This window comes from Mycobacterium lepromatosis, from assembly GCF_000975265.2.
In the GTDB taxonomy this organism is placed as follows: Bacteria; Actinomycetota; Actinomycetes; order Mycobacteriales; family Mycobacteriaceae; genus Mycobacterium; species Mycobacterium lepromatosis.
Window position 1 is genome coordinate 1,191,243 of record NZ_CP083405.1, and the last position, 26,118, is coordinate 1,217,360.

The following is a 26,118-nucleotide window of genomic DNA, read 5'->3' on the forward strand; positions in this document are numbered from 1 at the left end:
CGATGGAAATTTCGGGGGCGCTGCTGTCCCAAGTCGGCGCCCTCTTAACCACACTTGCCGTGTTGGGCGCCGGCGCACGTCGATACTCGTTGTCTCCGATACCGGTTTATCTGATAGCGGGGCTCTCACTCGGTAAGGGCGGCATCATGCCAGTGTCCGCCGCCGATGAATTCATCACTACGGGAGCGCCCATTGGCATTGTGTTGTTGTTGCTGACATTGGGTCTGGAGTTCTCTGCGACCGAGTTCGCCAGCAGTCTGCGGCGTCACCTGCCGTCAGCCGGTGTCGACATCATTCTCAACGCCACACCCGGTGCGGTGGCTGGCTGGCTGCTGGGCTTGGACGGGGTCGCTGTGCTTGCGTTGGCCGGCGTCACGTACATCTCCTCATCCGGTGTCATTGCGCGCCTGCTGGCTGACTTACGGCGGCTCGGTAACCGGGAAACGCCGGCGGTGCTGTCTGTGTTGGTGCTCGAAGACTTTGCGATGGCAGCTTACCTGCCGCTATTCGCGGTACTTTCGGCGGGTGGCAGTTGGCTGGATGCCGTCGTCGGCATGGTCGTAGCGGTCTGTGCGCTATTCGCGGCGTTTGCTGCGTCCTATCACTGGGGCCATCATGTCGGTCGGCTGGTGGAGCATCCCGATTCCGAGCAGCTGTTGCTGAGGGTCCTGGGGGTGACCTTGATCGTGGCGGCGGTGGCCGAGTCCTTGCACGCGTCGGCCGCCGTAGGCGCATTTTTGGTCGGTTTGACCCTTACGGGGGATACCGCGGACCGCGCACGCAAGGTGCTCGGTCCTCTTCGTGATCTGTTCGCCGCGATTTTTTTCCTTGCTATCGGCATATCGGTCGACCCGCACAAGCTCCTTCCGATGTTTCCGGCAGCCCTGATCCTGGCCATTGTCACCGCGGTGACCAAGGTGGCTACTGGAATTCTGGCCGCCCGGCACGACGGCGTGGCCCGGCGCGGGCAGCTGCGCGCTGGTACAGCGCTCGTCGCTCGGGGTGAGTTTTCGCTGATTATCATCGGATTGGTCGGCACGTCGACTCCCGTCGTGGCTGCGCTGGCCACGGCGTATGTCTTCATCATGGCAATCGCGGGCCCGGTGCTGGCCCGCTATACTCCGGGCTCGTTGCTGACCAGCTCCGGGTCGGCCAACTAGGCGGCCGGTGGCGACCTGCTTTGCTCGGGTTGCGCGCGCCTGCCACTACTCGCTACTAACTGTTGCTTGAGCTGAGACCGTTCAACCGATATGCAGGGCAACTACCAGTCAGCAGGTTCCGTTGGTAGCCGGGCATTTGTTCCATGCGGCACGTGATAACATACCTCCGGTTCTCGCTACGGTACGTATTGGGAAACCTCGGTGGCAGTGTCTGGGTCGTGCTGCCCGACGACAGGTTGCAGACGCATCCGGTGCAGCAGCTGAGGTGCCTTGGCGTTCGGGTTGCTGGTAGGTTAGCCGCGAGTACCTAGTCTGACGAGGCTGGGTGCCAGCAGGGGCCGTAGCTGTGCCGTGAGCCGGTGGCGGTCGATGGCTTTCAGCGATCGGTGTAGCGCAGCGTCTGCGAAAATCGCCGCCTGACGCATCGATACCGACACACCACTGCGGTCGTTGTACTGTTATCCTAGGGCTGCGGTTCGCTTAGTCTGCCGCCAGCTCGGTGGTAGTTGACGCGAGGTGTGGGTACGTCGCATGCAATGACTGTCGACACTGGAGGATGTTTCGTGTCGGTGTCTCGTGCCAAGGCAGGATATCACAGCGAAAGCTGTCACGGTGCGGTGGGCTCGTCAGGGGAGCAATGGTCAACGAGCACTCTCTAATTTAGTGATTGGAGGGGGGCCTGTTGGAGAGTGACAGATAATTTTTCAGTTTGTTTTCTCCTCGGTGGTCATCAACGCACATCCAGGGCTGGCGTGTACTCGCGCCGTAATACGCCTGGGCCGGCGATTACCGTGGGCGACATTGCTCAAACGCGACGAATCAACAAGGAGGACAGGGCCGTAATGGTTACTTGGTTGTCCCCATCGGATGCGTCGTTCTATTGGCTGGAGAATACCGCCCCTCCGATGTAAGTCGGGTCGCTGTTGATCTTGTGTTGTCCACGTGCGGGATTGAGCTACGAGACGCTACTGGCCACTGTCGAACAGCGACTAACTCAGACTCCGTGTTACCGGCATAAGATCCGCGAGTCAATATGGGTACTGGCCAGGCCCGCCTGGGTCGACGATTGCGACTTCGACATCACCTATCACGTGAGGAGATCGGCGTTGCCATCGCCGGGCAGTAACGAGTAGCTGCATGAGATGATTGCCTGGTTGGCTGTACGGCCGCTGTGGGGATTATATCTTGTCGAGGATTTGAACAAAAATTCGTGCCACCCCATACACTAATTTCCATCACGAAATTGATCAACGGTATTATTGCGTTGGAGGTTGACGATGTCATCGTTGATTGGAATCGCAGTACACCATAGTTAGCTGAAGACATCTAGATGCCTGAACGCAAGCCGGGAAACACTCGCCTACGGTTGGGCAAAATTGGCCGCTGGCTGATTGTCCTGGGCTCGCTAATCCAGGCTGTCGGGTCTGTGCTCACCGGTCTGGCAACCAACGTCGGGACCAGGATAGCTCACGGTACCGCTCCCAAGTAGCCCGCTAAATGCCACCGTTTCGCACAATCGGTGGTTCCGGTTCACCTTCGCCAGTGGGCGGCTTGAGGACTACTGTAGGTTGCGAGTGTGTTAAAGTGTAGCGTCAATGATGTGGTGCTGGCGGTGGTGGCCGGCGCGTTGGGCACTTGGCTGATGTCACGCGGCGAAACGCGTAACACATACCGCGACGGTCCGGGTGTTGGCACCGACGGTCGACTCGACCTCGCTTGGTTCGGCGAAGAGGTGGGCGGGGCCGGGACTAGTGCGAACGCTACACTTGGCTCTGTGGGCCAGCAGGCTTGCTTAAGTAGGCAGGGAAGGTCTAGTTGGAGGTCGATATCAGCGACCGGCTGCACTTGGAGTGGTTGGTAGTGTCAAAGCCGCGCTCGCCGGAGCCGGCGGTATGATCCAGTTTGCTCATAGTCGACGTAGCGTGGCGGCCGATGCCGCAGCGTCCGTTGATGGATTGCGGGCGAGGCCGTTGGTGTTTAGACGTTCTTCGGCTGCAGGATGGATATCTTTTAGTTGTGTGGTCAGATTGGTCGCAAGCCATATCCGTAACCTGCAAACGAGGATAAGAACACGAACCGAGAACCTCGATTCACACGTGTACCGCGGTCGCATACGGCGACTGTGTGCTCGACGTCTACTTACTACTCAAGGATGACTTGCATAATAGCATATTACGATAGCGTAGCTCTCGAATGAGTTTTAGGGCTGCCTACTGACTGCAGGGAGATGACGATGATGGCGATCACAGGCGTCGACGCATTCGCACATTTAGATGGAAGTTGATATTGAAAACCTAGCCGTTGAGTAGATGTCATCCGTAGCGACGTTGAAGACTCGCGTGATGAGCGAGACCGTCCGCTACATTCGCCGCACCATTGGGACGCAGTGAGTGGGTGCTGGAAGTGGCTGGCCGGGTACTATTGGTCGCCAGTTCACGGTGTTCGGCGTGGTGGGTAGTTGCGGTGACGCTGGGTGTGGCCAAGATCATCGAGAACGTGGCGATCGGCCACAGCGTCATGCACGGCTAGTGGGATTGGATGAACTACCCCGAGCTTCATTCGTGGGAGTAGGACATGACGCGGTGGGGTAAGTATTGGTGATTCATTAACAATCTTTGTGCACCACAAGTACACCAAAATCCTCGGCATGGGCGACGACGTCTGTTACGGCATGCTGTGGGTCACATGAGGATCAGCGCTGGAAGCGTTTCAACATCCGCAACTTGCTTTTCAACACGTTGCTCGCATTCGGCTTCGAATGGAAGCGTCACTTTGCAACATGTGGAATCGGCAAGATCGTAAAGAATCGGCTGGATTATCAAGAGGCTCGGCAACGGATCGATTGAATTCTTGGCTAAAGGTCGGCCGCTGAGTGTTCAAGGATTACATTGTGTTCTCAGCGCTGACCGTGCTGTTGCCCGGGGTGACGTACCAGTCCACCATGATCCGCAATGTGCGGTCTAACGCCGTAGGCTTCTGCGGGCATTTCCCGGATGGCGCCGAGAAAGTCACCAAAACCGACATAATCTGCGAGAGTAAGGGCAGTGGCTGCCGCCGGCAGATGCTCGGTAGTGTCAATTTCAACGCCGGGACCGCGATGTGGTTCATGAGTGGCAACTTATGCCATCAGATCGCGCACCACCTGCATCCCGATCTGCCGAGCAACCGGCTCCGCGATCTCGGTGCGGGTGCGCGAGATTGTTGACACGTATGATCTATTGTACACCACAGGTCTTTTCTGTTGCAGTATCGTAAAGTCTGCTGCACTACAGCCACGCTGTAGCTGCCGAACAAATACTTGATCGATGACTACGACAACGTACTGAGGACTCGCAGCGAGTGTATGCTTGCTGGACGGCAACCGGGTTGGCTTACGCGGGTTGAAGGTCGTGATTGCCGCGCTGCGGAGTTGGCGGCATAACAAGCCGGCCGCAGTGGCCGAGGTCAGCGTTGATGATAACTTGCAGGCCTAGTTGTTAGTCGCCTTGGCGGCCAGAGCTGACAATTTCGTTTCGAGTTCCGCTGCGGCGCTGAGTAATTGTCGATGTGGGCCAGTGCCAAGCCGCGGCGCTATGCAACACCTTGTCGGTGGGTGGGGATGATGCCAGTAAGCATGTAGCGCGGAGCCGACTCGATCACGGTCGTGGTATGGATCCAGACTAGCGGGCGCAGGCCCAGCTTGTTAGCAACCTCGCTACTGGTGATCAAGATCGCGGCTTTGCCATCCGATAGTGGCGACGCATTCCCCGTGGTAATCGGCCGATTGATCTGTGGTAAGCGCTCTTTCCTCGCTTCGCTAGAGAACAATGTCTGCAGTGCGGCCAGCGTCTCTACGGTCGTTGCAGGCCGGATGATATCGTTGGATTGCAACCCGGTGATCGGGCTTAGCGCGTAGTCAAAGACCCCGTCCTTGGTAAAGGCAGTCATGTCCGCGCCGAACGGATTGCTGCCCGGCAGCACCAAGCTGCCCATCGGTGCCTGGGATATCGATTCCACACCGCTGGCGATGACGGGGTCATAGGCGTCGGCGAACACACTCTGGGCGGTGAAGCTGACAGCTGCCACATTGTTGGGCAACCCTGATGCCTGATATAGGGAATATAAAGCAATCCAGGGCACAGAGAGATGATTTGCATTACATTTCTGTAGGGTCCCCGGTTCTGCCCGACGGGCTCGGCATGTGCGGCTAACCAGGTCCGTTGATCATCCCTAGTCGGCCGCGAGCGCGCGAGTCTATGCCCTAAGCGGTGTGTCGGTGTGCAGACGTGAGCCTTTGCGGGAGATCGGTTAGGTCTCCCTGAGCACCGCCAGTAGTCTCCTGGCGACGGCCACGCGACGGACTGCGGGTCCAGACATGTTGTCCAGCGCGCATTCGGGGTCTGCCGGCAGCCCTATATGACTGCAGCCGCGTGGGCAGTCCTCGGTTGCTTCGGTTAGGTCCGAGAAGGCCAGCACCACGTCGTCGGGTCGGATGTGGGCCAGCCCGAACGAACGGATTCCCGGCGTGTCAATCACCCAGCCAGAACCTTCCAATGGCAGTGCGACCGACTTAGTTGAGGTATGTCGCCCACGGCCGATGCCGGTGACTTCGCCTACCGACCGGTCCGCCTCGGGCACAAGACGATTCACCAGGGTCGACTTGCCGACTCCGGAATGTCCGAGTAGCACGGTGATCTTGCCGGCCAGCAAGTTTGCCACGGCGAGCAGGGTATCGTCGACACCTGCGGTGACCACAGTCAAGTCTAGATCGACAAACTGTTTAGCGAATGGTTCCAGGGGGGCGAGGTCGGTCTTGGTCAGGCACAAGATCGGTGCCAGTCCACCAGCGTAGGCGGCGATTAGTGCCCGGTCGACCAGGCCGGTGCGTGGCGGCGGGTTCGCTAACGCCACCACGATCAGCAGTTGGTCGGCGTTGGCGACCATCACTCGCTCGCTTGTGTCGGCGTCATCGGCTGTGCGCCGCAACACTGTTCGGCGCTGTAGGCGCCGCACGATGCGGGCTAGGGTATCGGGTCGGCCGGACAGATCACCGACGACCTCGACGTTGTCGCCGACGACGATCGGGGTGCGGCCCAGCTCGCGTGCCCGCATGGCTGTGATTCGTCGATCGGGACAACTGTCTAGCACGCAGCCCCAACGGCCACGGTCAACACTGACCACCATGGCAGCCTTGGCGTCGGCGTGCTCGGGACGGGTTTTGGTCCTCGGTCGTGAGCTTCGGCAGGAGCGAACCTTGACATCGGACTCGTCGTAGTCGTTGGGCCTCAACCGGTCGACCTCTTGAGCATGTTCGCCCACAGCCGTGGAAACTGGGGCAGCGTCTTGTCGGTGGCACCGATGTCGTCGACTTCGACTCCGGAGACCCGCAACCCGATGATCGCGCCGGCCATTGCCATCCTGTGATCAGCATACGCTCGCCAGACGCCAGGTCGCAGCGGTGTCGCGGTGATAATCAGACCGTCGGACGTTTCCTGACAGTCGCCGCCCAGACGGTTGATTTCGTTGCTCAGCGCGGCGAGTCGGTCGGTTTCGTGGCCACGCAGATGGGCGACGCCGCATAGCTGCGACACCGATCCTGGGGTGGCCAGTGCAGCTAGCGCCGCCACCGACGGCGTGAGCTCACCGACGGCGCGAAGGTCGACGTCGAAGCCGTCGTACACCGTTGACCCTCGTACTTCGAGGAATGAATTAGTTTGATTAACAACGACATTCAATCGGAATAAGGTGTTCAGAATATTGTCGGCGGGCTGTACACTGGTCTTTGGCCAGCCTGTGATGCGCACGGTACCACCGCTGACCGCTGCTGCCGCCAGGAACGCAACAGCGTTCGTGAGATCGGGCTCGACGACCCAGTGCCGGGCCGCAACTGTACCGGGTCGCACCTGCCAACGGTTACTAACCGAGTCGTCGACCTTGACGCCGGCGTGCCGCAGCATCATAACCGTCATCGCGATATGTGGAGCTGAAGGCAACGTCGAACCGGTGTGCTGCACGGTCACCCCTTGGGAGAACGACGCTGCGCACAACAACAGGCCGGAGACGAACTGCGAGGACGCCGATGCGTCCATGGTCACGGTGCCACCGGCGACCGATCCGCTGCCTTGTACCTGGAAAGGCAAACCGGCGCCATCGATGGGGACGCCCAGATCACGCAGCGCATCCAGCAGCGGTGCGATCGGCCGGGCCCGGGCTTGTTCGTCGCCGTCGAAGGCGACCGGGTCGGCGCTCAGCGCCGCTAGCGGTGGGACAAAACGCAATACCGTGCCGGCCAGGCCGCAGTCCACCCGAGCGCCTGCACCGGGGGTAATTCGGCCGCTGACCTTTAAGGCGGAGCCGGCCTCGTCGACGTGCAGGCCCAGCGTCCGTAAAGCTGAAATCATCAGGTCGGTATCTCTGCTGCGCAGTGCACCGCCGATGGTCGAGGCGCCTTGGCCTTGTGCGGACGCCAGCGCCGCCAGCACCAGTGCTCGGTTGGTCTGCGATTTGGAGCCCGGAAGTGTCACGGTCGCCTGCACCGGTGTCGCCGCAAAGGGGGCCATCCAGGACTTGATGCTCACCTGTTACATCCTGTCGTGTAGACGGGTGTTATGGGTATCGGGCACCATGGTAGGCGTGTGCGGACGGTTTGCGGTCATCACGGATCCGGCTCTTTTAGCTAAGAAAATCAAGGCAATTGACGAAGCAACCGCGATCGCCCCTAACTACAACGTGGCTCCCACGGTACCCGTCGCCACGGTGGTGTCTCGCCGTAGCGAGCCCGACGACGAGCCGACCCGTCGGGTGCGCCTTATGCGGTGGGGATTGATTCCGCCATGGACCAAAGCAAGCCCTGACGGTGGCCCGGACACCAAAGGTCCGCTGTTGATCAACGCCCGTGCCGACAAGGTCGTAACATCACCGGCTTTCAGGAATTTGGCCAAGAGCAAGCGCTGCCTGGTGCCGATGGACGGCTGGTATGAATGGCAGGTCAACGCCGATTCGGCTCTAGGAAAAGAGGCCTCTAAGACACCATGTTTTATTCATCGCGACGACGGCGCCACGCTGTTCATGGCCGGGCTGTGGTCAGTATGGCAACCGGCCAATTCCGCCGCTCCGCTGTTGAGCTGCACCATCATCACCACTGACGCGGTGGGGAAGTTAGCCGAGATCCACGATCGGATGCCACTCATCCTTGCCGAATATGACTGGGATGCCTGGCTTAACCCTTACATTCCGCCGGACCCCGAATTGCTGGCGCGATCGCCGGATGTGCACGACGTCGACGTGCGCCCGGTGTCGGCGCTGGTCAATAGCGTGCGTAACAACGGACCTGAACTGCTCGAGCCGGTCCCGCTACAGCCGGAACAGATAAAGCTGCTGTAGCGATGGTTATGTCGCTCCCGAGTTGGCGTCCTCGCCGTCGTCTTCGTTGCGTAGTAACAGCTCCGGATGGTGAGATGTGTTGATTCGTGGTTGGCTGTGGTCGAGTTGGAGTGACGGAATCCATTCGGTGGTCCCGTCTTTGTGTTTGCGGATGGTCCAGCCTTTCTTGGCCAGCGGGTGGTGGCCACCGCAGCCGAAGACTGGCTGGTTGACATAGGTTGTGCGGCATCGAGTTTAAGGGGTGACGCTGTGTAGCTGCAGTTCTTGGTGTATGAATAGTAGTTCGCTGTGTCGGGAAGGCGAGTCGCTTGATGTGGTAGAGTACAATGACTTCAGCTTGTATCGAAACATTGCGAGATAATGGTGGGCATGCCGTGCCAGGTAGATCACGTCGTTCATCAGGATTATTCTCCTGCCGGTGAGTTCCTTGCCACCGGAGGCGTTCTCCAACTCATTCTAAAGTTGTGGTGACGATCATGGAGTCCGGTAACCCGTTGTGCTGAGCTAGTTTTCCCGACTTCAGCAGGGCGCGCAACGCGGTATTGAGCGCGTCGTGGTTGCCGTTGGGCGGGGACTCTGGAATCTTGGGTGATGGATTGTCTAGAGGGTCGGTCGTTGTTGGTAGGTTTGCACATGCTCAGCGCGGCCAACTTGGCCCACACTGCCTTCATGGTGGCGCGGGCTTCGGAGGTGCGCTAGCGCGCCGCTTTAACATGCCTTCGGCTTGCTGGTGGTCAGCGTTAAGCGATGTCACGCGTGGTCTTTGTCGCAGTATGTGCTGTCAGGGTTGACGCAATCGGCGATCATGTCGGGCTCGCACGGCGAGTTGTTCGGTCCGGTATCGGGTGCCGTGCTTAGCCAGATCGGTTTCGTCCTGCTCGCGAGTGACCCAGTCGACCCAGCCGGGCAATTAGTGGTAAAATCTTATTCTCCAACTTAGAATTAGACTCTGTGCCGAGTTTATCCAAGCGCTGTTGGTGGCCACGGCGGCCAACAGTTGGGCTTTAACGGTTCACCGCCGGTCAACCTCCGCGGCGGTCCCAGGTCGGCGACCTCCCGGATACGCCGGGACACCTCGGTAAGGCTGATCAGAGTACATTCGGCGATTGTGTGGTAGCTTGCTTACCTAGTTCTTCTGGGATAGATTGTCAAGTAGGAGGGGATTGATCAAAGGATGCTCCTATCGCAGTAAATCGAAAGCGCATCTGCTCGCAACGCTTCAACAACTTCAAACCATTTGCTAGTGGTCAATGAGTTAACGTTCAGTGTGGTCACGGTATCGAGAGTGTCAAAGGCCGTCGTGATGGCCTCGCTATTGACGACACCACTTGAATTCATACTGTGAAACTTCCGGAAGGTCTCGATAAAAAAGCTACTTTAGATACTACTAGAACCACAGTGGCACAAGTGATTTAGCGGCAAGGTCGCTTAAGTCGACGTCTTGCCAGGTTAACCCGCACTGAGGCTAAGAGCGGCGCCATGAGTCCAGGTAGGTAAGCAAAATGCACGTAACTGCCTAGAGTTGGCAGGGAAGATTAAGCATTGCTTCGTAGTGGAGCGAGGACTAATGATCCGGTGGTAGGAGCCTATTGCTTGGCAGCGTGACCCGTAGCCGATTCTGCGGATTCATCGACTGGTCCTGGTTGTAGCTACCGATTTCCATTAGGAAAAATCGATTTCGCTGGTGAATTTGTTGTCGTTTAGCCCGTATTTTGGCGAGCATGGCGAGACGGTGTCGTGGCCACCGTTGCATGTTTCGTTTGCCGAATAGGACATGGGTTGGGCCGTGTTCACCCGGTTCCCTGCTCATTGGGGCTAAGGCATAGCAGCATAGCGTTACTTCACCGGCTTTCGCGAGTCCGTAACCGTCGTAGTGGAATTCCATACGTGCCTGGTCCTTACCCGCAGCGATCGGTTTGTCGACATCCACCATGTAATAATTGATGCTCAGGAAGTTATAGCATTACCTCAGCCTGCTTTCGTGCGCATGCAATGCCCGCTCGTCACGAGGCCACCCGGGGTGATGGTCACTCCAGTTGACACCGGCTTCGGGCACGGTGATATGGGCGGTTACCGCGTACGATATTGTTCTTGAGCACCAACTACAGTTTTAGCTGACTTGCCACACCCGGAAACATCAGTTGGCGATTGCCGCGGATCAGCTAGAGGAGTCCGGCGATGTTGGGATTGAATCGCCGGAAAAACGGTCATCGAGCGACAGTATGGTGTATTTCACTGCCCTGATGAGCCACAGCCTTTGCAGCTGCGCCAACATTTCTGGATTTTCTTTGGCAATATCATGGACTTGGGTCTAGTCGTCAGTTCCGTAGAGTTCCCGCTCATCCTAGTCGAAAGCCGGAACGTCTAGCAGCCACGGTGTGCAGTGCTTTAGTTGCCGCTATCTTGCCTCGGTAGTAGATGCCCTGGTTGCCTAGGAATTCGAAATATTTATATTGCAGATCGTGATTCTCGGCCGCATTGGCCTTTATCGGTAGTCCCGTTGGTTCAGTGCACAATTATCCCGTTGCAGGTGCTGCCCCCAATGCGAAGCGATTTGCTTGGTCCACTGATACGGAGTGCACAACGCGTGTGCCCAGTCCATGGCGTAGTGGTTATAGGCGTGTGGCGTTTCGAAGGTGTTGATCTTGCTCCGAGAAATCGGCGCTTTCGATGCTACCTTAGCCCGTTCAGTGTGGTTTCTGCTCGTTGAAGCAGCCAACCGGGGTGCCTTTGGCGGAGGCGCCGTTGTCGTCGATGATGATGATGAAGGTGTTGTCAGGGATGTCAATTTCCTCGATCGCGTCGACCAAACGACCTACCTCGTGGTCGGTTTGTTCCAGGAAGCCTGGTGCAGATCTTCATCTGCCGGGGCCAGTACCGGTTTCAACTCGACGGGCATATCGTCTCAGGCAGGAAGCGCCTTTGGCTCCGAGTCAATTCCGCATAGCGAGTTGCATACCGACAGCAGCAATCCGGGACTCCTTCCGCCCGAGCAACATCTACCGATCATGACGCTGCGTGATGAGCTCGCCTACGCCGATTAGCCTAGTCTTTTGCTCTGGGGCGGCACTGACCGCGTCAAGTGGACTTCAGTATCGAAGACAGACGGAAGTGGCAGGGTAGACAAGGTTTGTCGCACTACCCGTCGCGCATCCCCATCCATGCATGCCGTGACCGGTTATCCGACTGTCATGGGGCGTGCCATAATGGTAGGGCGGAACTCGTATCGTGGAAGTCGCGTCGCCCTGCCCACCCCGGGTGGCGCCTGTTGCCCCGTAGGCATCCCGATGATGTCGGCCGGCCTCGCTGGCCCAGCCATTGGGGCGACACCCAGGGGTAACTTGCAGCTCCACGCCGCGGTCCATCGCCGGAGTGGCTGCGTCTCAGCTTAGCGGCACCGACAGCATCCCCAGAGTAGTGGCCTTATCTAGGCCCGCCGACACTGCGCCGGCCCCGGTTGCCCACGGCTGCGGACTCCGGTGCACCAACTCCAGAACTAGGACCCCCCCCAAAGCCTGGCCACTGGGGGCGTCAGCTTAGCCACAGTACTGATAGACGCCATGCACGTACCTACACAACCAATGAATCCATCGCGACAAATGTTGTTATGTCGATCTCGAGTTGCAGGAGTGTCCCTATTGCCCATCGAAGCAGATTGGGCGACGCAAGCTATTGCAGCGCTTGGGGTACCAGGACATCACCCTCTACTCTTGGGCATGCATTCGTCTGTGCATGAGTTCTGGTCGACCCGTTGGCCTCCTGGAAGACTATCCGGCTAACCCGGCAGAGCTGGCCGGTCGGTGGTGGGGTGACGGTGGCAATTTCACTGCGGTGGCCGAAACGTCGGCGTAGCCATACATGCGTAGCGACATCCTGTTCCCACATCTTGGCGTAATGTGCTTCGGTGGATGCGATCGTGCGGGTGTTTTGACCTAGGATTTTGGTTGCTTCAACGAAGCCAACTCGACACGGTTGGCCGCGATCACCACCGGCGGGGAAACTGTAGCGGCGAAAGCCGCCTCAAAGGCTGCCCCGGCGGCCTTGGCCTGGGCGCCCGCTTGCGCAGCCTGGGTAGTGGTGCTGATTATCCACGCTGTAATAGACGCTGACGACGAATGTCCATCGATATTGAACGGCCCCTGTCACGGCCACGCCGGCTAGCGCAGCGGTCACAGCGACGTAGGTGGCTACCGTCGAAGTGCAATTCGGTGGCAATTCGACCCAGACTGCTATGGCCGCCACCACCGGTCTGGAATCTAGGCCAGTATGCATTCTGGCGGAGTTGATTTCCGTAGGTAACACTGCGAGAAATCCATGAACTGCTTCGTTGGCTTTCAGGGGTGCTGCCGGTAATTAATGAATCGCCGCTTCCTGGGCGCTGATCGCATAGCCGATGCCTTGTCAGTTGTCGACTGCCCTGGTCAGTATTTCTGGTGTTGTAATCACGAAGGAGGCGGAATTCTACTTGATGAATCAGGCGGATGTCGGTTATCAGGCTGGTGTGTGGTCACGCACGAAAAAGCTTGTAGAGCCGTGTAATCCAATGAATACGGTGCAGTGGCAATCATATATCTGGGAACCATCCTTGATGGAGTCGGACTCCAATCAAGTTGTGCATCATGGCGATAGAAGGATTTTCCGCGCGGGACGGTGCTGACGTCATTGACTCAGTTCGCAATCAGCAGTGCATCGTCGAATAAGACGAGCGATCGCAACGGGGTTAGTGGTAAAGCTAACAGTTGGTATGCGTGGATCCACATGACCAGGGGGCCACTGGGATAGGACGATTCCTATCCGTTGACTGGCTAGAACCAGGGATGAAGCTGCCTCCATCAAATGACGGAGGCAGCTGATCCAGGCTGCAGTGCTTGGCGTTATCGGCGATGCTGTTGTTTCTGCTAGGCATCACAACCCTCATTACGCTGATAGCCGCGGGTACGGCTATGGCTGGAATGTGATACCAGGTCGCCGTTTGCCCCCGCAGGTGTATATCGATATTGACTGCCCCGGTATATCGGGACGAGACAGTAATCGGAGATTTAGTCCGTCGCCCTGCCGCATCGAACTATCCAATCGACCGGCTAGACGGTGCTGCTGCTCGAGCGTAGTGACACCATCACGCAGCGGATCTATTAGGAACGCGCCTTCCTCCACCTCGCATGCGCATCATGCAGCTGCCGCCGGGCGCTCTGCGGACTAAGCGCACTCCTGCAAGCCGGCCTGCTGTTGGCCCGCGGGGACCTGCTGTTTAGTATAACAGCTCACAGGTAGGTGTGCACCCGACTTTCCCGCATAGTTGGCTTATGACGACTGGGTTTATCTGTGCGATTCCCTAGGAGCTTGCGCATCTACGCCGTATATTTTGCCATGTTCAAAACCAACGGGTGGCCCAGGCTACCTTCGATATTGATTAGTTCGATGAGCATCAGGTAATACTCACTAGAAGGGGCATCGACAAAGTCAACATGGCATTAACTGTCAAGCTCCTAGTCGACCGTGTAATATGGTATCACTCCGGGCTGATCGAAAGCCAGAGGTTGGATGTCCACCAAGATGGATGTGTCCCTTTATATTAATCCGACTGAACGGCGGAGGTGTCCGGTCGGCTGCGACTTGATGGGCTGTGTCAGGCACTGCTTATAAAGATTTCATCCTGTGTCGGTACTGCTACGTGTTGCTAGTGGTCACAGCCAGCTATCATGAATGACTTACGACACCATTCTAAGCGGTGACCAGTCCTGCAGTACGACTGGTTACCCGTGGCGCACTGCAACGCAAATTTGGCCGGATTGGCGATCGGAATGGAAAGCGGTGCACTAGCTCCAGTCGGCGATTCCTGCAGGATACCTTGGCTTAACATCCGTTTCCTATTAAACTTTGTTGGTTGCGCTTCCCAGTTCGACTTCGTGGCGTTTGTCGATTAAGTCGTCGTTGGTTCGGTTGCTATTTGGCGGTATTTGCTGCCAGTGTTGTAATCCAACACTGGCAGCGCTCTTCAAACTGACATGTTCGTGGCGGTTAACCAGCAGGTTTGCAGTAAAGTCCCTCGCGGCCTAGCCGCGCTCGAAGGAAACTATCAATCCTTCACACGCTCGTGTCATTCTGTCGTAGAATAATGATTCCGCCTACTAAACCATACATTCTTTCGGAACCTATTGAGGTAAAATTTATCTACATTCATGGTATGCGAAAGAAGTCATATATCACGGTGACTGAATTGCTTGATTGGGCTCAATTCCTGCCACTATACCCCTCCCAGGGTGGCTGGCTTAGGAAAACATGGTGCAGCGAATTGGAAATCAGCCAATAGGCGCTGCCTGACGAATACGCGTGGTCTACGCAGTGCCGGAATAGCGATTCTGTTCCTGCTGACGCCAGGTCAACCGTTTGCCTGGCATAAGGTGCGTAGCGCTGAAACTATAGTTCTTCTACCGTGGTAGCCACTCTCACTGGACGTAGGGGACAAAAGTGTACTGCCACAAACACATGTTATGGATAACGATGTCCATGCTGCGCAGCGCTCGCAACTGTAGTTCTGCTTGTCTATTGGCAACGTTCCCGACCCCGTGACGACAAACGCGTCTTCGTTGCTGTTTGGTAGTACCTGGCTTCGATTTTACTCACTTCACCATGCCATCTTCGTTAACTGATTTCGCTTGTTCTACACTAAGATTAGTTGCTTACTGGGGCTTGTTGTTGTTCTGAGAAGTCAGCCAGGACTTCCTGCATGGGGGTGGACACCATGGTAAGGCTATCCCGCAAAAGATGGTCAATCGGATAATGATATGGTAAACTATGCATAGCTGGGCGCTGAATATGCCGCGTGCCAACTTTATCCATTTTCCGATCGCTTTCAGCAAACGTTCTGAGGATGAGGACGACGTTAAGATATTTACCAACCGACCGCAGAACTCGACGAGTTTGAACGCATCGCCATGCCAGCAGCGCGGGATCTGGGGCATTGGTGGTTCGCTGCCGAAACAGCACTACTGTAGCGAAGGCCAAAATTGGTGTTTGGCGGGCGTGACGCTATCGCGGAAAACTGCCTGCTGGTTTTCGCATTGGCTTTTATGTGCCGTGTCAGGGCCTTGAGCGTGCTTTTGATGGTATTAGCGCCGCACATCCCATGGCCCCGTTGGGAAAGCTGCGAAGCAGATAGACATGTCTGATATTCATCATATCCTACGGCTACGGCGACCAGGTGATTCGTGTAACGAATATCGGCTGGCTAGTGTTCCTTGACGCCGGTCATGGTTGTGTCGCTCACGTAGTTATTGTAGCCAGTAAGCTGCGTCCCTGACCGGACTGTGTAGCCGACGATGCGTGTTCCCGGAAACTGGTTGCGAATCGCTCGATCTGGGGCAATGATTGCCTCGGTTGCATTGCCGGTGTAGATGCTCGGGACGTGTGCGTAGCTCTACATCGGATGAGCGTTGCCCCACCGAGCGTTGCGGATCGGCCGGGTATTGCTGCCCAATGGGCAGCGGAACCTGCTGAAGGCAGCTGAAACTCGATGCAGAAGACGTTCTCCTAGAATGTTGGCGACCGTGCATGGGGCCAGATCGAGCATCGTGACGTCTGCTATTAGCAGCTCCGATGGTGTCTTGACCCGGACCCCGGTCGCGATTTTGCCGCCCAGGTAAATCAGCAGCGCCACCATCGCGTTGGTGATCTCCTGCGATTCACCTTCGGCTATCACTCAACCGTGCCGGTGACCGGCTGTGATGATGCCCATTCCGGCAGCTGAGGTCATCGGATAGTGAAGTTGCCGGGAGGCATGCACCGGCAACCTCCAAATAGCGCTCGCTCCTGCTCGGTGCGAACCAGCTGGGCGAATGTCGATACCGTGAAGCACAGTAGGTGCATCAAACTAGGCCGGCATCAGCGGATGACGCGGGAACCGTAGCAGCCGGTTGCGTGATGATGTCCGACCGAGTGTGACTTGGAGGCTCTGGCTCGGCCGGGTCGACGGCCGTGGCAAGCTCGTTAGGCCTGCCGCCTATCATCGGCGCGGTACTCAGTCAGCGCTCCGTGATCGCTTAACTCACCGGTTGCAGTCCGGTATTGTTCGCTACGACTGTGCGCGATGCAAAATTGTATTTTCTCAGGAATTTTCTTTACATTGATTTTGGTTACTTATATTGGAATGATAACTATCTAATAGACCGTTTATTATGTCCATAAACTAGTTTGGTTACAATGCGTTGTAATTGCTATTTAGCACTGGCTTACTGGTAGTGTAATTCGATTCCATGGTGCTAAGCGGATCAGAAAATACACTGCTGGTAGCAGGTGTTCTTCTAGTATCTACTTGATGGATTAAGAAATTTTCTATGTGTTCGCCATATTAGGAACTTATGTCATCTACACAATGAAATTGTTTATATTATATAGGCAACATTGTATCATTGGTGTTGGGATTCTTTGCTTCCGCAACCACCTCGAGTTGATCATACTGTTGGCCTTGTGGATAGGCATAGGTTAGCTATTTTGTGGGATGACCATCCTTATCGCGACGCTATTTTCGACCATATGTCCGCACGCGGTTGGCGGGCGTTCTCCAGCTTGACTAATAGGTGATCTGCGGTGGAAGTTATGATTACCTCCCTCCTCTAAATTCGATCGCGATCCTGCCCCATGGTCGCCCGCTGCTGGCTGATCGTGATCGGCATCATGGACGTACGTACCGCCTTCCAGGTTGGCTGGCCTACTCAAGGTGTGATCCCGCGACGAACCGACTCAGGTCGATAGGAGACTCTTGGATTCGTGGGCGGGGCGTTTCAAGGCGCGAGTTGAAGACTTGGCGGTCGACACGGAGGTCTTCCCGCCGTGATTACGGGTTGCAGTCATCGATGGTTGATTTCAGCTTTGTAGCTGATGTTGTTAGGAGATAACCCAGTTCGTGCCGGTGCAGTGGGGCCTCAGGGGAGTCAGTCGGTGTGGGTTGGGCACGGTGGCTCGGTGCTGTAGCCAGTGGTCGTTTTTTTGTGGTGTTGTTGTGGTGGTGAAGGCGGTAATTTTCGCGGGTAAGTCGGGCAATAGCACGTTCGACTATGGACCGGTGCTTGGCGTGTAATCAGTCAGCTAATCCGGTCTCGTGCAGTTTGCCGGGTGGTGCGTAGCCGCGCGTTATGAGGACCGACTAGTGGGGCTTCTGCTGGTGCATCGGGTCGGCGCTGAGCAGGTACTCGACACAGATAAACAGAGTAAGGAGCAGGATAGATAGGCAGGCGACAGTATGAACGTGGAGGAGTGCACTGATCAGACGGGTAACGCTACCGAGCGGGTTCGTTGCCTCATGCCTTGAAGAAGCAATACCTCTTGTACGAGGTCTTTTCTGCTTTACAGGTTCCGGAGGATCTTCGGAGGTAATGTGGCCAGGAGAGCGGGCCGTAAGTGGCGCAGAGATACCAACGAATGGCCATGCGTTCGCGTTCAGCTACTCTTTCTTGCCACCACGGCCATGAATTCCGTCTTGATCCCGCGCATAATTTCCGCACTGATCATTCTGTCCGAAAGCATCCACATTGGGGCGTCAGCCGGGTGGAAGGTGCGCATGCGATATGACGCTCCGCCGCCGTGTCCCCAACCTATAGCACCCGTTTGTCACTGAGGTCCACCTGATGTGACGTAGGCGGTAGAGAGGGATACAGGTCCGGTTGGGCTCGTCTGAGGCCGTCAACGTCACCTTCATTAGCGGATCCTCCTCGTAGTCTCAGGTTAGGAACACAGTATCTTGAGTGCCGAATTGGCGGGTGTTGTACGGGTAGTTAGATCGCAGATACATCCATACATAGGCGTCCACGCGATCCACTGGATATTTACCCGTCTGTTCTTCACCCCTTGGCGCCACATGCTCATTATTTCCTTCTCTTTCTTGTTAACCCAGGCTTCTATCCGATCCGAAACATCAACTCCAGAATTTAGTTATCCAACTCGTAACAATTCTTTGTCTTTGGCTTTCCGGTTGCTAGATCGTTCTCGGGTACGTGCATGAGCTCGTGGCAGCATGTACTCGTCAAGCTCAACGAGACGTCATCTCCCCCTGACGTATCGTTTCGATCCAGGTTCCCAAACCATCTTCGTCGCGCTGCTGCGCTCGGATGACCGGATAGTGTTGTGCCACACCCCCAACCAATTCTTTCAGCGCGTTCCGTGTCTTTCGCTTGAGGGAGGTGTACTCCACGGCCAAACCAGTGGCCAGATGCGGGTCATAGGGCATCGGATAGAAATCCGGGACCCGCTTTCTGAATTGATTTTCGACGATTCCGAAATCCACGAAGGGCTTGGTTTTTTGAATTGCGTTGAGAACTACCACCGTGTGCTGGAGTAACCTAGCATGCCCATGTGCATCCAGCCAGTCCAGGGTGGCCAACGCTCCTTCGACACCGCGCACGTCGTCGGATGCCACCACAACCAGGCCAGTGACAGTGCTGACGATCTTGCTAAACAATGGCCCATTGACCGGGGTTCCGCAATCAAGCAGTATCACGTTGCAGTGATTGTCTAGAATTTTCATCGCAGTGTCAAAGTCATCAGGACCAAGCCTGTATGTGGACCGCGGATCATTCTGGGCGCCAAGCATTTCTAGCCGGTCATTGTTCATGATGGTGTGTACACGCACATCCGCGTAGCGTTTGGCATTCCGTGCTGACACGAAATGTTCGATGTTAGTCTGCGGTCCACCGCGCTCACGGAATCGTGCCGAAAGATCCCCCAGATCGGCATCGACATCCACGGCGATCACCCGATCACCGCGCAGCCGGGCCATGGTATTGCCCAGCGCTACCGTGATCGTAGTCTTACCCACGCCGCCCTTAGCGGAGACGAACGCTACTTTGTGGACATCGGCCAGCGGAGCACAGATGCGGCGATTCAATTCGTTAGTCTGCTCGGCCTTGGCGCTTGGTTCCGGATTTACCCGCCCGAAAGTCGCCTTGGTCACAAATTTGCGCCAACCGTTCCCGGCTGCAGGGCGTCGGCGAGCCACCAGGAGATCACGTCCGTCGTCGTAGGGATGCCGAAACGTGGTTGGTTGCGGGCGGCTAGCCGGCTCGGCTGTGTTGTGTGTCGTTGGGGTGTCGCTGATGGGCGCGGCGGTGAGGGCGGCCCTGGCAGCGTCATCGTCCCCCAATTCTCGCAGGCACCACGCTCTGGTGAGCGCCACGTCAGCGGCTACCTGCGGGTTGGTAGTCGAGACTCGTTCGGTGAGCTCCAACGCGAACTGAAACTGGCCCAAATTCGATGCGGCGGTTGAAGCGAGTGCCGCCACGGCGCCGGTGAGTTCGTTGTGATCATCGGTGTTGTTGCTCGGTGGTGAGACCTCGGCAACTTTCAATACGTTAGACCAGGAGCGCGTCTGGTGGAACAGCGTCGCCATGACGAACTGACGGGCTAGGGCAGCGTCATCGTCCTCGGTGACGACCGGATCATCGAGAGCTACTGACGCTTCGTCGTAGCGGCCTGCGTTAATCAGTGCGCTGGCGTATGCAAGCCCGATAGTGGCACGCGACCAAGTCGTTAACGTCAGATACATCGGTGCGGCGATCTCGGCGTGCAGATCACCGTCTTTGAGTCCGACGCGGCGAGTTTCAGAGTACAACACTTCCGAGTGCTGGTGAGCTCCAGCCAGAGTGTCGAGATTATGGTCGCCGCAGGCTAGGCGCCCCAACCAGCTGTCGGACATGTCGGGGTTCTCGACGGTGAGACGAGCGAAAGCGGCCCCAGCGCTGGCCTTGTCTCCGGACTGGTAGCTGGCCACGGCGGCGTCGAACATGGTGCGTCGTTCTCTAAAAGTAGTCATTGGCTATTGCTCCTGGTCAGTGGTCGGCTGCAGAGCCGACTGCAATGCAACCGAGTTCGCAGACGCGCCCATTGTCTGGTCTTACTGGCGCTTGCCACGATTTGCTGGTATCGCGCCACTGCGATCGGGGCGCCGAATAGTGACGTCGTGTGAGCTCAACGCGGTTTGGTGTGGCCGTTAATTGAAGGTTGAGACATCTTTGGCCTAGTACTTGTTATAGTGACGGGTGTAGTCTGAGAGTTTCCGCGATGCTGCGGGACTCTTCGGTTCGGTGCGACCAGACGGCTGAGGTAGGCGTCTGCTGTGGAGCCGACAGACTTTGTCGTGTGGCGCGCGGTTATTTCACCGCAGTATCACAACAGTCGATGACGCTGTGGAGCGCCGCCGGTCGATGTCCGGGGGGGGTAGTGGGTCAAGACCGTTGCGCCGTCAACGCAACGGCCCTGCTAATCGATGGTCCGCAATGTGCATGGTGTTGCTTGTGGGATCGTTGCGCGAGTTGGAACACTTAATGTGACTCACATCATAAATTTGTTGATTGATCAATATGCGGGTTGGCTTTTCATATATGTCGGCGGAGCTGCGAAAAGCAGGGCGATGGACACCCTTAGCCAGCAACTGTGTTACTGATATATCGATACTTTGAACTATTCCCCTCGGGAGTTCCCGAAATCCCGCATCCAACTATCAAGTCAGACAGGCTCGCCGCACTGCTGGACCCGCTGCTCACCAATACCACTCGACCGGTCGCCAGCCGGATGGATGTGCCGGACATAACCTGGTTTGCTTTGGTGTTCTAGCGTAAGGAATCGATGCCGCTTATCGGCGCTGCACGGCACCCGGTCTCTGCTTAACGCCGAGGCGTCCACAACTGTTCGCAGCCGCTTGCGCTGACCGAAGGGAAGACCCGCCGACCACATAGCTAGTAGCCCGTCGAGCAGTACCGGGTTCGGCCATGTTGGCTTTGGTCACACCGACCGCCGCGGAAGCTTCCTGCAGCGACAGACCGGGACGGCACCGGCAGTATCGCGATGGCTAGCTCGCGGGGTAGTGCGATGATCAGTGTTTTGAATACCTGCTCGGGCGCGGTGTCAGGGGACTACGGTAGGTTGCTAACGGTATCGAATTGCAAGATCTCGTGTGGTAAAGCGGCTTTGACCAGTGCTGCGGGTTCTGGGGCTGCTGATCTAACCGCGCTCATCTGCGTAGGGTTGGGTGTAGCCCGGAGGGTTGACCTCGTTTCACTCATAGGTCTATACTGGACTATCCGACCGACATGCATTCGTAGACCGGAAATATTTGGTTACGCCGGACTCCATCAGGCACATCTTCGCACGGCACGGAATTGCTGGTGATTTTGCCAGCCGGCTTGTTTAAGAGCGTTTAGGACATACTGGCATACACCTCGGGCTGCCGGGTCCGCGTCATCGCCTCGTCGACGTCGAGCAGGTTCTGCACTGCGGCGGTGGCTATCAGCGTGTGTGGCTACAACGTGTGCGACGCGATGCTGGCATCACGCATCTTCTCGGTCCATGTGGGCCGTCGGCGTAGGTCACTTTTTTTCGAGCAGTACCAGCGGCGACAACGTCAGGATATACGGGTTCTTCTGGCGGTCCTTCTGTGTGGGATGCACGCTTGTGACCCCGTGGACGTGCTGCGCATCTGGATGCCGTTCATCAGGTCGAAGTGCTTCATAGGTACATCGGTGATGGGTCCCAGGTTGATCGCCGACGCGTTGTTGACGCAGATATCGATGCTGTCGAACTGCTCAAGGTCTTGGGCCACAGCAGACTCGACGGAATCCGGGTTACGGATGTCCCTGACGATTGGCAGTGCCTGGTCGTTCGCGTTCTCGAGCTCCTTGGCCGCGGGGTAGACCGCGTCGGGCAGCTTGGGGTGCGGCTTGGCGATCAGGGTCATATTGGCAGCATCATCATGTGCAGACGTGTGCAGACCGTTTGGCTGTCGCAAGGCCGATGCCGCGACTGATGCCCGAGATGAACATGGTTTTGCCATTGAGAGACATAGCGTCACACTAACGCCGTTTCCGATTTGGCTGGATTGCGGTACCTAATCCAGTTTGCCGATCATTGGCGCTCGGAAATAGCGGAACTAGCGCGCTGGCCAGCACTGTTGACGGATGCGTTGCTGCAGGTGAATCTGCTAAGTGCAGACAGCAGCAGACCCACGATGACACTGTCGGTCCCAGCCTTTAGATGTAGGAGGAGGAATTTGATGTTAACTGCGATGAATCTGGTGGGCAGAGGGAGCAGTTGAATCGCTTCTTTGCGCGTCTTGGTGTGGTTGCCAGCGCTGTCCGGTGTCACTGCAAACAAAGGGGCCGGGTTAATCGAGATGGCCGAGACGGCGTGAGCGGATAGGAGGTCCGAGCCTGGCCGCCAGAGGAGGCCGACGAAGAGCCTACGGTGCGTTTTGAGCGCGAGGCAATTCCTTTGAGGGATCAACTTTATGGCGGTGCACTGCGTATGATGCGCAATCTCGTCGGTGCCGACAACTTTCTCCAGGAGATGATGGTGATGGTCTACTCGGGTGTCGCTCGTTCCTCGCGGACACGAACCTAGAGGCGAAGCTATACCGGAGCCTCAAGAATTCGTGATATTAACAGCTATCGCAAGAAGTAGGGACAGTTAGGGGAGTCCCTTACCGATGAGACCATCGATTGGCAATTGGTGTCGCGAACGCCCAGCATTCTTTAGTCGGGTTGCGCTCGGCCAAGGTTGAAGCTCTTCAAGCGTTACCGGACACCGAGATCAAACGAGCGCTGCAGGCATTGCCAGACGAGTTCCGGATGGCGGTCTACAAGCCTGACATTGAGGGTTTCCTTGTAGGGGGATCGCCGAGATTATGGATAAACCTATTGGGACTACGATGCCGCGGTTCACCGCGGCAGACGTCAGCTGTGTGTTCTGTTGTGGCCAAGGAGCGGGGCTTTGTCCGCGTCTCGCAGGCTCACCAAGGAGGTGTCATCCCGTCATGAGCGAATTTTCCGGCCCAGACCCCGAGGACAGCGATTACCACGACAGCGTCGGTTGCGCGGAAGTAATTTGTCAGGATATAAACCACTGCTTGACGGTGTGAATGCACCGCCGAGATTCTCGAGGGGCTGCCCCGGCACCCGGTAGGCATGCCCTGGACGCCTGAAGCATTGTGGGCTGGAAGAGCGGATCAAAGCGTTGATTGCGACGCGGTGCAAAGGCAAGAAGGTTCCTGAAGGCTTACGGGAACGCCTCAAGCTCGAGATCCGTAGACCACCATCATCCACGGTATGCTGTAGCGGTCACGCCCGGTTGTGATTTGCTCAGCCCCCCTGCAAGCGGGGGTGGCAACTGCAATGCCCTCACATAACAGTGAAGATGCGATGCGCATTGTAGCCGGGTTTTAAGACATTGGGGTGCCTTACCGTGGTTGGCTTTGCTGTACCTACGGTTGTGTTTCTTGTGGCCTTGCCTGGCTGTGGGAAAACCTCCGTTGTTGCCCCGAAATCCGGGGCTCGGCACCTACCACGTTGTTTTTGGTGTCTTTCAAGGTCTCTTCTTGCAGTGTTTCAACGGGGCGTTACTAGTCCGTGTGTCGTAGTCCTGACTTGATCTTATGGTTCGATAGATATGTTATGGGCTTGATCAAGAAGCTTGAGATACCAGCAGCCAGCATGCGCCAGTGGTCGAAACGAGTGGAGTGAAGATGGCCGAGGATGTTCGTGCCGAGATCGTGGCGAGTGTGCTTGAAGTCGTTGTCAGCGAGGGGGACCAAATCGGCAAGGGTGACGTCATGGTTCTGCTGGAGTCGATGAAGATGGAGATCCCCGTCTTGGCTGGAGTTGCCGGCATCGTCAGCAAAGTGAGTGTGTCGGTGGGCGATGTGATTCAGGCCGGTGATCTTATTGCTGTGATCAGCTAGCCGGTGCAGTCTTCGTATCTGCCGCCGAGAAACGTTCCAGGAGTGACAGATGTCTACTCTCGGTGATCTGCTTGCTGAACACACGGTGTTGCCGGGCAACGCCGTTGGCCACTTGCATGCGGTGGTCGGGGAGTGGCAGCTACTTGCTGACCTGTCCTTTGCCGATTACCTGATGTGGGTCAGCCGTGATGACGGGGTGCTGGTCTGTGTTGCGCAATGCCGGCCGCATACTGCGCCGACGGTTCTGCAGACTGATGCTGTGGGTAGCGTCGCAAGCGCCGATATGCTGCCGCTTGTCACTGAGATGTTTGCCTCTGGCGTCGCTCAGCATGAAGACGTTGCGGGTAAGCAGCGCTCGTGGCTGCCGTTCGGTCGGCACGTCGCGGCTTCTCCGGTGCGGTATGGCGACCAGGTGGTTGCGGTGCTGACGCAGCACCATGTTGAACTGGCGGCGCGCCGCAGGCCCGGCAACTTGGAGATCGCCTACCTAGCGTGCGCTACAGATCTTCTGCACATGCTGGCAGAGGGTACTTTCCCCGACGTGGGAGACGTGGCCGTGTCGCATTCTACTCCGCGTGCAGGCGATGGTTTCATTCGCCTCGACCGCAACGGTGTCGTCGCCTTTGCCAGCCCCAACGCGTTGTCGGCATTCCACCGGATGGGCCTGACTGTCGAATTGCAGGGCCGCAATCTGGTGAAAGTCACTCGGCCGCTGCTGTCGGACCCCTTCGAGGCGCAGGAGGTGGCCAAGCATGTGCAGGACTTGCTGGACGGCGGGCCGAGCATGCGAGTGGAGGTTGACGCCGGTGGGGCTACGGTGCTGCTGCGGACGCTGCCGTTGGTGGTGCATGGTTCGAGCGTAGGCGCGGCCGTGCTGGTCCGTGACGTCACCGAGGTGAAGCGCCGTGATCGTGCGCTGATCTCTAAGGACGCCACGATCCGGGAAATACACCACCGGGTCAAGAACAACCTACAAACTGTCGCGGCACTGCTGCGGTTACAGGCCCGGAGGATGGCCAACGCCGAAGGGCGGGAAGCGTTGATCGAGTCGGTGCGACGGGTGTCGTCGATCGCGTTGGTTCACGACGCGTTGTCGATGTCGGTGGACGAGCAAGTCAACCTTGACGAGGTCATCGACCGGATTCTGCCGATCATGAACGATGTGGCGTCGGTGGACAGGCCGATCCGGATCAACCGGGTCGGCGACCTGGGCGTTCTGGATTCAGACCGTGCCACGGCACTGATCATGGTGATCACAGAACTAGTGCAGAACGCGATCGAGCATGCATTCGATCCGGCGTCCCAAGAGGGGTTTGTGGCGATTCGTGCCGAGCGTTCGGCGCGTTGGCTCGATGTTGTCGTGCACGACGACGGCCGTGGGCTACCTCAAGGATTCAACTTGGAACGGTCAGACAACTTGGGTCTGCAAATTGTGCGGACCTTGGTGTCTTCCGAGTTGGACGGCTCGTTAGGCATGCGTGAAGCCCCCGATCGTGGCACCGATGTGGTGCTGCGGGTGCCAATTGGCCGTCGGGCCCGCTTGCGGCTGTAGCGGGTACGGAACAATGAACAATGCGGCCTCGATAGATTGTCACGGTCGCACTGGTCTGAACTGGGTCAGACTCCGCTGCGGGCCTTTGTCCGGGCGTTGCGACGTTTCAGCGCTCGTCGCTCGTCTTCACTCATACCGCCCCAGACGCCCGAGTCCTGACCTGTGTTGAGGGCCCAGGCAAGGCACTCTGTGGTGACTGGGCACCTATTGCAGACCAGTTTCGCGTCAGCGATCTGTGCGATTGCCGGGCCGCTGTTCCCTACGGGAAAGAACAACTCCGGATCCTCGTCGCGACAGACCGCCTTATGGCGCCAATCCATACT

At 57.3% G+C, this 26,118-nt stretch carries 15 protein-coding genes and 9 pseudogenes; 11 read left to right on the top strand and 13 right to left on the bottom strand.

The genetic code is table 11. The features are described from left to right. The first annotated feature begins 2 nt into the window (after window positions 1–2). From MLPF_RS05615 to MLPF_RS16175, 3 genes and pseudogenes are all read left to right on the top strand, one after another. Window positions 3–1,160: a cation:proton antiporter gene (locus tag MLPF_RS05615; RefSeq protein ID WP_045842691.1), complete on the top strand. Its 1,158-nt coding sequence runs from the start codon at window positions 3–5 to the stop codon at window positions 1,158–1,160. An 842-nt stretch (window positions 1,161–2,002) separates the two neighbouring features. Further along, a pseudogene (locus tag MLPF_RS05620) lies at window positions 2,003–2,857 on the top strand (wax ester/triacylglycerol synthase domain-containing protein); the annotation flags it as partial. A gap of 539 nt (window positions 2,858–3,396) precedes the next feature. Next, a pseudogene (locus MLPF_RS16175) lies at window positions 3,397–4,633 on the top strand (fatty acid desaturase family protein). 67 nt (window positions 4,634–4,700) lie between these two features. On the opposite strand, the pseudogene MLPF_RS05630 reads toward MLPF_RS16175, so the two are convergent. The 3 genes and pseudogenes from MLPF_RS05630 to aroA all read right to left on the bottom strand — a co-directional run. After that, window positions 4,701–5,219 (bottom strand): annotated as a pseudogene (locus MLPF_RS05630) (steroid 3-ketoacyl-CoA thiolase); the annotation flags it as partial. Window positions 5,220–5,447: 228 nt separating this feature from the next. Then, window positions 5,448–6,428, bottom strand: a complete 981-nt coding sequence (rsgA, locus tag MLPF_RS05635) for a ribosome small subunit-dependent GTPase A (RefSeq protein ID WP_045842721.1) — start codon at window positions 6,426–6,428, stop codon at window positions 5,448–5,450. Beyond that, window positions 6,425–7,711, bottom strand: a complete 1,287-nt coding sequence (gene aroA, locus MLPF_RS05640) for a 3-phosphoshikimate 1-carboxyvinyltransferase (RefSeq protein ID WP_162196887.1) — start codon at window positions 7,709–7,711, stop codon at window positions 6,425–6,427. Before aroA ends, rsgA begins: the two co-directional genes overlap by 4 nt. 61 nt (window positions 7,712–7,772) lie before the next feature. On the opposite strand from aroA, the gene MLPF_RS05645 reads away from it, so the two are divergent. After that, a complete protein-coding gene (locus MLPF_RS05645; RefSeq protein WP_193386720.1) occupies window positions 7,773–8,522 on the top strand; it encodes an SOS response-associated peptidase in 750 nt (249 codons plus the stop codon). Between the two features lie 451 nt (window positions 8,523–8,973). Here the strand turns inward: MLPF_RS05645 and MLPF_RS17185 are convergent, their stop codons facing one another. Both MLPF_RS17185 and MLPF_RS17190 read right to left on the bottom strand, forming a co-directional pair. Continuing rightward, window positions 8,974–9,057: a hypothetical protein gene (locus tag MLPF_RS17185; RefSeq protein WP_420329585.1), complete on the bottom strand. Its 84-nt coding sequence runs from the start codon at window positions 9,055–9,057 to the stop codon at window positions 8,974–8,976. 76 nt (window positions 9,058–9,133) lie between these two features. Further along, window positions 9,134–9,193, bottom strand: a pseudogene (locus MLPF_RS17190) (hypothetical protein); the annotation flags it as partial. Window positions 9,194–11,158: 1,965 nt separating this feature from the next. Here MLPF_RS17190 and MLPF_RS05650 point away from each other — a divergent pair. Further along, a complete protein-coding gene (locus tag MLPF_RS05650) occupies window positions 11,159–11,566 on the top strand; it encodes a hypothetical protein (RefSeq protein ID WP_045842696.1) in 408 nt (135 codons plus the stop codon). A gap of 134 nt (window positions 11,567–11,700) precedes the next feature. Here the strand turns inward: MLPF_RS05650 and MLPF_RS17195 are convergent, their stop codons facing one another. Continuing rightward, on the bottom strand, window positions 11,701–11,841 hold the full coding sequence (locus MLPF_RS17195; RefSeq protein WP_156146994.1) for a hypothetical protein: 141 nt from the start codon (window positions 11,839–11,841) through the stop codon (window positions 11,701–11,703). Between the two features lie 353 nt (window positions 11,842–12,194). Here MLPF_RS17195 and MLPF_RS05655 point away from each other — a divergent pair, with 353 nt between their 5' ends. Next, window positions 12,195–12,374: a hypothetical protein gene (locus tag MLPF_RS05655; protein WP_237817262.1), complete on the top strand. Its 180-nt coding sequence runs from the start codon at window positions 12,195–12,197 to the stop codon at window positions 12,372–12,374. Between the two features lie 69 nt (window positions 12,375–12,443). Here the strand turns inward: MLPF_RS05655 and MLPF_RS17200 are convergent. The 4 genes and pseudogenes from MLPF_RS17200 to MLPF_RS05670 all read right to left on the bottom strand — a co-directional run. Further along, window positions 12,444–12,622: pseudogene (locus MLPF_RS17200) on the bottom strand (PPE domain-containing protein); the annotation flags it as partial. After that, the gene (locus tag MLPF_RS17205; RefSeq protein WP_156146995.1) at window positions 12,543–12,824 is read right to left on the bottom strand and encodes a PPE domain-containing protein; all 282 of its coding nucleotides are present in this window, start codon (window positions 12,822–12,824) and stop codon (window positions 12,543–12,545) included. The pseudogene MLPF_RS17200 and the gene MLPF_RS17205, both read right to left, overlap by 80 nt. A gap of 3,115 nt (window positions 12,825–15,939) precedes the next feature. Then, a complete protein-coding gene (locus tag MLPF_RS05665) occupies window positions 15,940–16,221 on the bottom strand; it encodes a hypothetical protein (protein ID WP_050038983.1) in 282 nt (93 codons plus the stop codon). 2,325 nt (window positions 16,222–18,546) lie between these two features. Next, window positions 18,547–20,325, bottom strand: a complete 1,779-nt coding sequence (locus MLPF_RS05670) for a nucleotide-binding protein (protein WP_045842698.1) — start codon at window positions 20,323–20,325, stop codon at window positions 18,547–18,549. Window positions 20,326–20,945: 620 nt separating this feature from the next. Between MLPF_RS05670 and MLPF_RS05675 the strand changes: the two genes are divergently transcribed. Then, complete coding sequence (locus tag MLPF_RS05675) at window positions 20,946–21,125, top strand: hypothetical protein (RefSeq protein ID WP_045842699.1); 180 nt, start codon at window positions 20,946–20,948, stop codon at window positions 21,123–21,125. A gap of 12 nt (window positions 21,126–21,137) precedes the next feature. Here the strand turns inward: MLPF_RS05675 and MLPF_RS05680 are convergent. Together MLPF_RS05680 and MLPF_RS05685 are read right to left on the bottom strand one after the other, a co-directional pair. Next, window positions 21,138–21,526: pseudogene (locus tag MLPF_RS05680) on the bottom strand (YbaK/EbsC family protein); the annotation flags it as partial. Window positions 21,527–21,626: 100 nt separating this feature from the next. Further along, a pseudogene (locus MLPF_RS05685) lies at window positions 21,627–22,351 on the bottom strand (SDR family NAD(P)-dependent oxidoreductase); the annotation flags it as partial. A gap of 329 nt (window positions 22,352–22,680) precedes the next feature. Here MLPF_RS05685 and MLPF_RS05690 point away from each other — a divergent pair. From MLPF_RS05690 to MLPF_RS05705, 4 genes and pseudogenes are all read left to right on the top strand, one after another. Further along, window positions 22,681–23,323 (top strand): annotated as a pseudogene (locus MLPF_RS05690) (sigma-70 family RNA polymerase sigma factor). After that, a pseudogene (locus tag MLPF_RS05695) lies at window positions 23,320–23,639 on the top strand (mycothiol system anti-sigma-R factor). The pseudogenes MLPF_RS05690 and MLPF_RS05695 overlap by 4 nt, the downstream one beginning before the upstream one ends. A 388-nt stretch (window positions 23,640–24,027) precedes the next feature. Beyond that, window positions 24,028–24,243 (top strand): biotin/lipoyl-binding carrier protein, encoded by a 216-nt coding sequence (locus MLPF_RS05700; protein WP_045842722.1) that lies wholly within the window; start codon window positions 24,028–24,030, stop codon window positions 24,241–24,243. Between the two features lie 49 nt (window positions 24,244–24,292). Beyond that, a complete protein-coding gene (locus MLPF_RS05705) occupies window positions 24,293–25,795 on the top strand; it encodes a sensor histidine kinase (RefSeq protein ID WP_045842700.1) in 1,503 nt (500 codons plus the stop codon). A gap of 65 nt (window positions 25,796–25,860) precedes the next feature. On the opposite strand, the gene whiB1 is transcribed toward MLPF_RS05705, so the two are convergent. Then, complete coding sequence (gene whiB1 / locus MLPF_RS05710; RefSeq protein WP_045842701.1) at window positions 25,861–26,115, bottom strand: transcriptional regulator WhiB1; 255 nt, start codon at window positions 26,113–26,115, stop codon at window positions 25,861–25,863. Between the last annotated feature and the right edge of the window lie 3 nt (window positions 26,116–26,118).

What these genes read in the sequence shown, in the direction of transcription:
- MLPF_RS05615 (WP_045842691.1), top strand. Translation starts at nt 3, where the DNA reads ATGGAAATTTCGGGGGCGCTGCTGTCCCAAGTCGGCGCCCTCTTAACC.
- MLPF_RS17195 (WP_156146994.1), bottom strand. Translation starts at nt 11,841, where the DNA reads ATGGCTGGGCCAGCGAGGCCGGCCGACATCATCGGGATGCCTACGGGG.
- MLPF_RS05670 (WP_045842698.1), bottom strand. Translation starts at nt 20,325, where the DNA reads ATGACTACTTTTAGAGAACGACGCACCATGTTCGACGCCGCCGTGGCC.
- MLPF_RS05700 (WP_045842722.1), top strand. Translation starts at nt 24,028, where the DNA reads ATGGCCGAGGATGTTCGTGCCGAGATCGTGGCGAGTGTGCTTGAAGTC.
- MLPF_RS05705 (WP_045842700.1), top strand. Translation starts at nt 24,293, where the DNA reads ATGTCTACTCTCGGTGATCTGCTTGCTGAACACACGGTGTTGCCGGGC.
- whiB1 (WP_045842701.1), bottom strand. Translation starts at nt 26,115, where the DNA reads ATGGATTGGCGCCATAAGGCGGTCTGTCGCGACGAGGATCCGGAGTTG.